The following is an 8,995-nucleotide window of genomic DNA, read 5'->3' on the forward strand; positions in this document are numbered from 1 at the left end:
AGCCGATTGTCGATGCCTTCAATTTTCCCGTCTAACACTTTAATATCCCCTTTGAGATCGGCTATTCCTATTTCTACTTTTGTCAAGCGCTCATCAATCTTATCGAATTTTTGACTAACTTCCTTGATACTGTCTTTAATTTCTTTAAGGACGACATCCAGGGAATAAGTGACAGTTTCGTTAGACATTGGCTAAACTCCTATACTGCATCTGGTTGGATATAATTTTATCTTAGTCTAGGCTTTAAGAAAATTTTCTTTCAGGAGCGGTTAACTGTAGTCTTGTTGAGAATTAGAAAGATCAGATATTACTGGAAAAAAATACTTTCCATCCGGCCGTAAAAATGGCACTCCCCAAAAGGATAATTAATGTCCAGACCTGATTTTTTTGGGTTCCCTCTACCGATATTAGCCGATTGTCGATGCCTTCGATTTTCTCGTCTAACACTTTAATATCCCCTTTGAGATCGGTTAATCCTATTTCTACTTTTGTCAAGCGCTCATCAATCTTATCGATCTTTCCCTCAATCCTTGTGAGGACAGCTTCTAGGGAATAAGTAACAGTTTCGTTAGACATTGGCTAAACTCCTATACTGCATCCGGTTGGATATAATTTTATCTTAGTCTAGGCTTTTTGGCATTCCTTACCCCACAGTTAACTTCACTTCTGTTCAACCACTGAGACAGTGTTAGGTGAAAACTTCGCTACTTTCTTGTCACTGATTACCCGTTACTGTTCATTCTCTACGGAAAAACCCTAACCCCAAATTTTTTCGGGAACTTCCTAACATCCCATTCATCTTAAAGCCTAGATTCCGCTGGGAAAAAGGAGGAAATCCAGAGGAGTTTCCGGCTTCTTTCCTAGCCCTCTCGGTTTTCTTTTGGTTTGACACTCCCATCGCACTCATGCGAGGGATTCTTCATTCACAGGGAGATGCCTTGCAAAAGCAGTGCCTTTACTTGGTCTTACTCTCCCTCCAGAAGCAGTAGCGGTATGCCCTACCGCCAAAATTCGTAAACCTTCATCCCGAATATTCTTAGCGGCATTGATGTCTCTATCGTGGTTTTCTCCACACTTAGGACATTGCCAACTACGAATATCTAAACTCAAACTATCAACAGGATTTAAACAGTTACTACAAGTCTTAGAGCTAGGAAAGAATCTATCTACTTCTATATAGATTTTTCCTTCCCATTCAGCCTTGTATTTTAACATAGTACAGAATTGACCCCAACCAGCATCACTAATTGATTTTGCTAGTTTAGGGTTTTTGACCATGTTTCTGACTGCCAGATTTTCTACCACTATGACTTGGTTTTTGTCAACTAATTTACGACTTAGTTTGTGCAGAAAATCTTCACGACAACGAACGATTTTAGAGTAAACTTTAGCAACTTTAACTCTAGCTTTATTTCGATTCTTAGAGCCTTTTTGCTGGCGGCTTAGTTTCTTTTGTCTCCTCGCTAATCTTTGTTCGTACTTACGATAGTATTGAGGATTCCCGTGTTTAGTCCCATCTGATGTAATAGCAAAATGGGTTAGTCCAACATCTATCCCGATAGCTTTTCCTTCTGATGATTTTTGGGGTAAATCCTGACCATCATCATAAAGACAAGATGCGAAATATTCTCCTGATGGATTAACTGAAACCGTAACAGACTTTAAGTCTCCCTCTGGTTGCCGCGAAACTTGGCAAGAGACTTCACCAATTTTAGGTAATACCAAAACATCATCTTTTAACTTACAGTGTTGAGGAAATCTAATCGACTGCCTATTTTGCTTTTTCTTGAAGTTAGGATATTTAGCTCTACCTTCAAAAAAGTTAAGGAAAGCACTAGAAAGATTTAAAGCAGCTTGTTGTAATACCTGCGACGGTGCTTCGCTTAACCACTCATGCTCTTTTTTTAAGGAAGGCAGCAGCTTAATTATTTCGTCTCTGCTTAATCCTTTTCCAGTTTGCTTGTAAGTTTCGGATGTCAAGTTTAGAGCGTAATTGTAAAACCATCTAGCACAGCCAAACGACTTGGCAAGCAAAACTGATTGCTCACTGGTCGGATAGATTCTGTACTTAAACGCTTTTAATATCTTGTTTACCCAACTAAATTTACTATGGTAAGCTATGCAAGGCTAAACTGTCAAGGATTTAATCGTGCTTCGCTGTTTTATATTGGTCGGGGTTTCATCCTGTCAGTACGAGGGTCTTCACCCCGACATCTGTGATAAATTGGGTTATGTGTGCAAAGGAGTGAGCGAGTGGTGTTTAGCATCGAACCAAAAATTATCAATCCGCCCAAAAACCGTCATGATTATCAATTGTCGGAAGCAATTCGCTATCGTGCTTGGGTAGAGATTGATCGCTCGGCCTTACAACAAAACGTGCGAAAAGTCAAGGCCTTATTAGCCCCAAAAACGGAATTAATAGCGGTAATTAAAGCCGATGCTTACGGACACGGGGCAGTTAAGGTGGCTAACAGCGTTTTAGAAGCTGGAGCGCAATCTTTAGCCATCGCGACTATCGGGGAAGGTATCGAACTACGGGAAGCGGGAATCGTTGCCCCAATTATGATTTTAGGGGCAGTGAACACCCCGGAAGAAGTGGCAGCCTTAGCCCATTGGCAATTGCAACCCACCCTGGTGCAAATCGAACAGGTGCAAATTTTTGCCAGCGTGATGAGACGCTTAGAGCAGCGGCTGCCGGTTCATATCAAACTAGATACGGGGATGTCTCGCTTAGGTACACAATGGCAAAACGGCACAAAATTCGTCGAACAGGTTTTAGAGGCTCCTAACCTGAAAATTGCCAGTATATACTCGCATTTTGCCACGGCTGACGATCCCAACCCCGAAATCATGCAGTTACAACGGCAAAGATTCCAACAAGCGATCGCCGAGTTAAGATCAAAAGGTTATCATCCCCCCTGTCTGCATTTAGCCAACTCTGCCGCTACCCTAAGCGATCGATCTCTGCACTACGATCGAGTTAGAGTCGGATTAGCTCTCTACGGTCTTTATCCCGCCGATCATCTCATCGATAAAGTCCCTTTGCAACCGGTGCTACAAGTAAAAGCGCGCATTGCCCAAGTCAAAACCATTGCCGCCGGCTCCGGGGTGAGTTATGGTCATCAGTACATAGCGGCAAAAGACACCCGTATTGCTGTGGTCGGTATCGGTTACGCTGATGGAATTCCCCGCAATCTCTCCAATCGTTTAAAAGTATCCCTGAGAGGACGTTTAGTACCCCAAATCGGCGCAATAACCATGGATCAGTTAATGATTGACGTGAGCGAGATTCCAGAGGTAAAAACAGGGGAAATCGTCACACTTATCGGTAAAGATGGCCCACAGTGCATCACCGCCGACGATTGGGCGCGGGATTTAGGTACGATATCCTGGGAAATTCTCTGCGGTTTTAAGCATCGTTTGCCGCGAATTATTATTAGCAACGGCTAATTATGGCGGTGATCTTAAAAAATGTCAATTGGCGGCAATTCTTATTGTTAACTGACTGGTGAGATCTGTAATTAATTTTGCCTAGATACTTGCCTTGGTCAAGTGCGATCGCTGATTGCTGGGCTAGATGAGGGGATGAATTCTCCGGTGCTTTAGGTTAAAATAAACAGGGTTAATCGACGGCAACTGATCAGTTTTACCCTAGAGGCAGCGATGACTATAAGCAAAGATCTACCCTTACCCCCCGGCAGTTTCGGATTACCCCTATTAGGAGAAACAATCGCTTTTTTGACCGATGGGGATTTTGCCAGTAAACGTCATAATAAATATGGTCAACTTTTCCGTACTCATATTTTTGGCAGTCCCACGATTATTTTATCCGGTGCCGAAGCTAACCGGTTTCTCCTCAGCAATGAGAATAAATACTTTGCGGCAACTTGGCCCAAAAGTACCAAAACTCTCCTCGGTAGCGCATCTTTAGCGGTGCATACAGGAGATGTTCACGCTTCCCGTCGTCGTTTAATCTATCAAGCTTTTCAACCCCGGTCCCTAGCAAGTTATATCCCTACGGTAGAAACAATTACCGCTCACTATTTAGAGCGTTGGCAAACCGCAACAACCCTGTCATGGTATCCTGAATTAAGAAACTATACTCTCGATATCGCCTGTAAATTATTTGTCGGTCTTGACGATGGTTCTGCTACCAAATTAGGAGAAGCTTTTGATACTTGGTGTGCGGGACTATTTACCCTTCCCATTCCCCTTCCCTGGACAGCTTTCGGCAAAGCATTACGCTGTCGAGAAGAATTACTGGAAGCCATAGAAACTATCATTTTAGAAAGAAAAAAAAATGATGACTTAGGCCAGGATGCTCTGGCTATCCTTTTACAAGCTAAAGACGAAAACGGTCAAAGTTTATCCCTAGCGGAATTAAAGGATCAAGTGCTATTATTACTCTTTGCTGGTCATGAAACTTTAACCTCTGCTATCGCCACTTTCTGCCTACAAATGGCACTGCATCCCGATATTTTTCAGCTTGTCCTTGAGGAAATAACTAATTTTGATCTATCCACTCCTTTAAGCGTTGATACCCTCAAACAGATGACCTATTTAGATCGCGTTTTAAAGGAAGTTTTACGTTTTACTCCCCCCGTGGGAGGAGGATTCCGTCGGGTAATAGAAGACTGTCAATTTAACGGTTATCATTTGCCGAAAGGATGGGTAGTGCAGTATCAAATCAGCAATACCCATAAAGATAATAATATTTATTCCCATCCTGAAACCTTCGATCCCGATCGCTTTTTAGCCGAGGAAAAACCCTACGGATATATCCCTTTTGGTGCGGGATTACGCGAATGTATAGGCAAAGAATTCGCTCGTTTAGAGATGAAAATTTTAGCCGTCCGTTTAGTACAAAAGTACGATTGGCAATTACTCCCCAATCAAGATCTCACCCTCACCTCTATCCCCACTCCTCACCCCCGGGACGGTTTACAAGTTACCTTTAAACCCCGTTAACCGGCTAGGATAAAAAAACTTTTAAAAAAGTTGAGCATTTTTCTCGGAGCCGTGAAATTTATTTCACGGCCTTTATTATCGGAAATGCTCAGATTTTGAGCCGTCGGTGGAACTCACCCGAACAGAGGTTAATCGGCAGCGGGTAAAGCTTTCGGTAATTCTCCATTTTGCCGATGATTTGGTGTATCGAATTCGAGAACTAAGTAACGAATTAAACGCGCTAGGGATTTTTGTAGTAAACCTTCAGCAATTTTTTGTCCCATCTGTTGGGTTTCCGGTTTAGCGATTAGTTTAGTCATCACTGGCACCATAGCCATGGCATCGAATCCTTTCGTTTCCTGTAAAATACTAAAGATGTTGCGAAGATGCTCGAAAGTCTTAGCATCACCCAACAATTCTGGGGGAGTTTCTTGCACCGCTAAACCCACCTGTTCCCGGAAATTAACCGTGAGATTAAACCAAGTGCGACGACCGAAGTTATCGAGAGCATTGACTAACTCATTCACTAACTTTTCTCGGATAAATATACCCCTGTCTGAAAGGAGAAAATCTAACGCTTGATCGGTGACTTTCTCGAAGTTAAAATCATTAGAATCTTTAGCATTACGCAAGAGATTTTCTAAACGATTCCAGCGAAAAGTACCGTCTTTAAACAATAAATCCCGCAGGGAATCGCGCAACTCCGTAGAAGGATCGGTGAGCAGACGTTTAGCAATATAAGGATAGGCTTTACTCAGTACCTTAAAATTAGGATCGATGCCAATTGCTATTCCCTCTAAAGTCACCATCGAGCGAATAATCAGGGCATAATAGGCAGGAACTCGAAAGGGAAACTCATACATCATCGCCGACATTTTATCGGTGATACTTTTAAAGTTTAATTCTGCCACACTCGCCCCTAAAGCATTACCGAAAACTTCCGAAAAAGCGGGAACAATTGGCTCTAAATTGGTAGTTGGTGACAGGAAGTCTAACTTAACGTAATCCTTGGCCAAAGACTCAAAATCCCGGTTGACTAAATGCACCACCGCTTCGATTAAACCGTAGCGTTGATAGGGTTCAATATTGCTCATCATGCCGAAATCAAGATAAGCTAATTTACCGTCGGGAGTCGCTAATAAATTACCCGGATGGGGATCCGCATGGAAAAATCCGTGTTCAAGTAATTGACGCAAAGAACACTGCACCCCCACATTAACTAAGTGGGTGGCATCAATACCCTGAGCTTGAATTTCTTTGATATTAGTTAATTTTGTGCCGTCCACCCACTCCATGGTTAAAACCCGTCGCCCAGTATATTTCCAGTAGATTTTGGGGATGTAAATTTCGGCAATGTGACCATAAAGTTGAGCGAATTTTTCGGCGTTTTGTCCTTCGTGAAGATAATTAATTTCTTCAAAAATGCGACTGGCTAATTCGTCGGTAATTGCCACTAAATCGGAGCGAAGTCTTTTAATATTACCTTTCACCCAAGTCGCCAAACTACGCATGATATACACATCTAAAGTTATACAGCGAATCAAATCGGGACGCTGTACTTTAACGGCGACTCTCTCTCCGGTTTTTAATTTACCTTTGTAAACTTGTCCTAGGGAAGCGGCCGCTATGGGATTGGGGGATAATTCTGCGTAAATTTCCTCGGGAGAATAACCTAATTCTTCTTCGATAAAACGATAGGCAATTTCGTTAGGAAAAGAGGGGATTTGATCCTGGAGAGTGGTTAATTCTTCTAAATATAAAGGCGGTACTAAATCAGGCCGGGTAGAGAGAGCTTGACCGATTTTAATATAGGTCGGTCCCAATTTGGTCAACATTTCCCGCAATTGTACGGCCCGTCTAATTTCATTTTTTGGCGATTTTCCCCGTAGTTTATCCCACCAGATACCGATGACAAAAGATAAAACCGGCAGGGCAATTTCGATTAATCTCCCCACAACGTCTAGAGGTCGCCGACGGTAATAGTCGTTAATAACTTGCGGATTGTAACGCCAACTTTCGGCTACGTTGTCATCCATGGGGCCGATATCTTCCCGATGCTCTTCGGGAATATGGACGGGCTGCACTTCAACAGTAATCGCTTCTGGGTTTTGCGTCTCTGGGGAGATCATCTGTTCGGACATAGTTCGGTGACGGGGCAGGGTGATTTGTAAACTATTGTAACAAGTATCGGCTTTCTGCCCGATCTTGTTTCTGTCTCCCTAGTTCTATGCTCAGGTTCGTCTTCAACTTTACCCTGGAGGGTTATTGCCTCTCAAAGTATTCTACGATAGCTCTCGCTATCGATTCTGCACCATCTTTAGCCAGTTTAACCTTTAATCTGGGCGGTTGGGGAGCTTGGCGTAAAAAGTCCCAATTACCTTGAAAAAATTCTTCACCGCTAATAATTTGATGATCACTATAATCTTGAATTCCGGCCAATAAAATCGCTGATTCGGCGAAACCTTCTCGCATCAGGGAAACAATCGGAACCTCTAATTTTAAAGCCTCGGCAAAGGTACTATATCCTGGTTTGGAAATAATTCGATCGCACAGGGGCATAAAATCCACGGGACGATAGCTCCGATCTGGTTTATCCTGTAGGCGGACTAAATTGGGCAATTCGGGCGCGTTTTTTTCAAAAGTGATAAATTGCCAATCGGGAAAACTGGCGAGGTTATCATAGGGAATTGCTTCTAATCCTAACCCACCAAAACTCAATAAAATAGTTTTTTCTTTAGGGGCATTTAGCTTAAATTCCTGTCGCAATTGTTCTTCACTGTAGCGGGGTGTCCCCCCGGTTAAATTTGCTTCTGTAACGTGAGGAAATGCTGTCATTTCTTCCGCTAAAGGCAGTTTAAATAATCGATCACATTGATTATAACAACGACTGATCCAATCACTAATACTGGCAAATTCTTCACCCCAATCACGATAGATAAAATCCCAGCCGAAGTTACCAATCATCCAACAAGGAAGCCCCGCACTTTTGGCAATTAGTGCCGCTAAAGGAGGTAAATCGGCCACAACTAAACCCACACGATTAGTTTTAATAAAATTAACTTCACTGGCAATAATTGACCTTGATTGAGCAATTATTTGTTCTAATTTTTCTTTAGTAGCTAATTTATCCATCGTTAAACTATCCGATTGGATTACCCCCACATCAAACCCCCGGGGTCTTTGAATATATTCTCCGGATATATAGGAATCTAATAACCAGCGCGGGGCCGTGGTGACTAATATCGGCAAAATTTCGGGATTAAGTTCAATAATATTAGCTACTACCGAAGCACTGCGGACGGCATGGCCAAAACCATGATTAGTAACGGCAAAATAAACAACAGGACGAGACATAAATAGCAAGTAAGGTGAGAATAATAAGCGATAAATTTTGTTTTTCAGACCGTAGATAATAATTACCCTTAATTTTAGGGAGGCAAATGAGGCAGTATATAAATACTAGCAAAAGCATAATATTCCGCTCCCGATTGACAAGCTTCTTGCAGTAAAGATAAAGCCTCCGAGTCTCCTTGTTTTGCGAAACGTAATAATGCTAACAATCTTTTAATATATTGACTACGATAGTTAATTAATTCTTTTCGTCCACGCATACCATTGAGATCGAACAAATCTTCAACAATTTGACCACGCCGATCCCGACCATAAACACTGGCCAATTTTGCCATTTCATCCCAAACAAATTCAATATGTGTATTCGGATCGGTTACTCCATCCGTGGGGTCTATTAACAGAGGATTTCCTGTGATATCATCGAGAGGAAAATTTGTGCCTTTGTGATTGGCATCATTACATTTATCACAAGAAAGCAGTAAATTCTCCCAAGTAAAAGTCAGATCAGGATACTGGCTTTTTGGATAAAAATGTTCGATCGCTCCGTAAGTTACCACTATAATCTTACTTTCACAGTAAGCGCATTTCCCATTAAACATTTTAACTAATGCGTCTTTAACTTGCGGATGACTGTATTTATTTTGTGCTTGGTTAATTTGAGCTTTAGTTGCCTTGTTGTTTGATTTTATTGATTCTA

The 8,995-nt window shown here is 42.0% G+C and carries 7 protein-coding genes and 1 pseudogene; 2 read left to right on the plus strand and 6 right to left on the minus strand.

Annotation, left to right across the window (positions count from 1 at the left end; translation table 11 throughout):
- The 3 genes and pseudogenes from PX636_RS08235 to tnpB all read right to left on the minus strand — a co-directional run.
- Positions 1-188: pseudogene (locus PX636_RS08235) on the minus strand (polyhydroxyalkanoate biosynthesis repressor PhaR); the annotation flags it as partial.
- Positions 189-300: 112 nt separating this feature from the next.
- Entirely contained in the window at positions 301-576 is a 276-nt protein-coding gene (locus tag PX636_RS08240; RefSeq protein ID WP_012267355.1) for a hypothetical protein, read from the minus strand.
- A 327-nt stretch (positions 577-903) separates the two neighbouring features.
- Positions 904-2,085: an IS200/IS605 family element RNA-guided endonuclease TnpB gene (gene tnpB / locus PX636_RS08245; protein ID WP_288116716.1), complete on the minus strand. Its 1,182-nt coding sequence runs from the start codon at positions 2,083-2,085 to the stop codon at positions 904-906.
- A gap of 168 nt (positions 2,086-2,253) precedes the next feature.
- Here tnpB and alr point away from each other — a divergent pair, with 168 nt between their 5' ends.
- On the plus strand, positions 2,254-3,450 hold the full coding sequence (alr, locus tag PX636_RS08250; RefSeq protein WP_044034851.1) for an alanine racemase: 1,197 nt from the start codon (positions 2,254-2,256) through the stop codon (positions 3,448-3,450).
- Between the two features lie 213 nt (positions 3,451-3,663).
- Positions 3,664-4,968 carry a cytochrome P450 gene (locus PX636_RS08255; protein ID WP_002797232.1) on the plus strand — a complete coding sequence of 435 codons (1,305 nt, stop codon included), beginning with the start codon at positions 3,664-3,666 and terminating at the stop codon, positions 4,966-4,968.
- A 128-nt stretch (positions 4,969-5,096) separates the two neighbouring features.
- Here the strand turns inward: PX636_RS08255 and PX636_RS08260 are convergent, their stop codons facing one another.
- The 3 genes from PX636_RS08260 to PX636_RS08270 all read right to left on the minus strand — a co-directional run.
- A complete protein-coding gene (locus PX636_RS08260; RefSeq protein ID WP_002797231.1) occupies positions 5,097-7,088 on the minus strand; it encodes an ABC1 kinase family protein in 1,992 nt (663 codons plus the stop codon).
- A 121-nt stretch (positions 7,089-7,209) separates the two neighbouring features.
- Positions 7,210-8,301: a glycosyltransferase family protein gene (locus tag PX636_RS08265; protein WP_288116713.1), complete on the minus strand. Its 1,092-nt coding sequence runs from the start codon at positions 8,299-8,301 to the stop codon at positions 7,210-7,212.
- A gap of 74 nt (positions 8,302-8,375) precedes the next feature.
- A partial coding sequence (locus tag PX636_RS08270; RefSeq protein ID WP_288116715.1) for an HNH endonuclease occupies positions 8,376-8,995 on the minus strand: 620 nt, incomplete at its 5' end.

Origin of the sequence: Microcystis sp. M53598_WE2 (genome assembly GCF_030067735.1) — a bacterium.
Lineage (GTDB): Bacteria > Cyanobacteriota > Cyanobacteriia > Cyanobacteriales > Microcystaceae > Microcystis > Microcystis aeruginosa.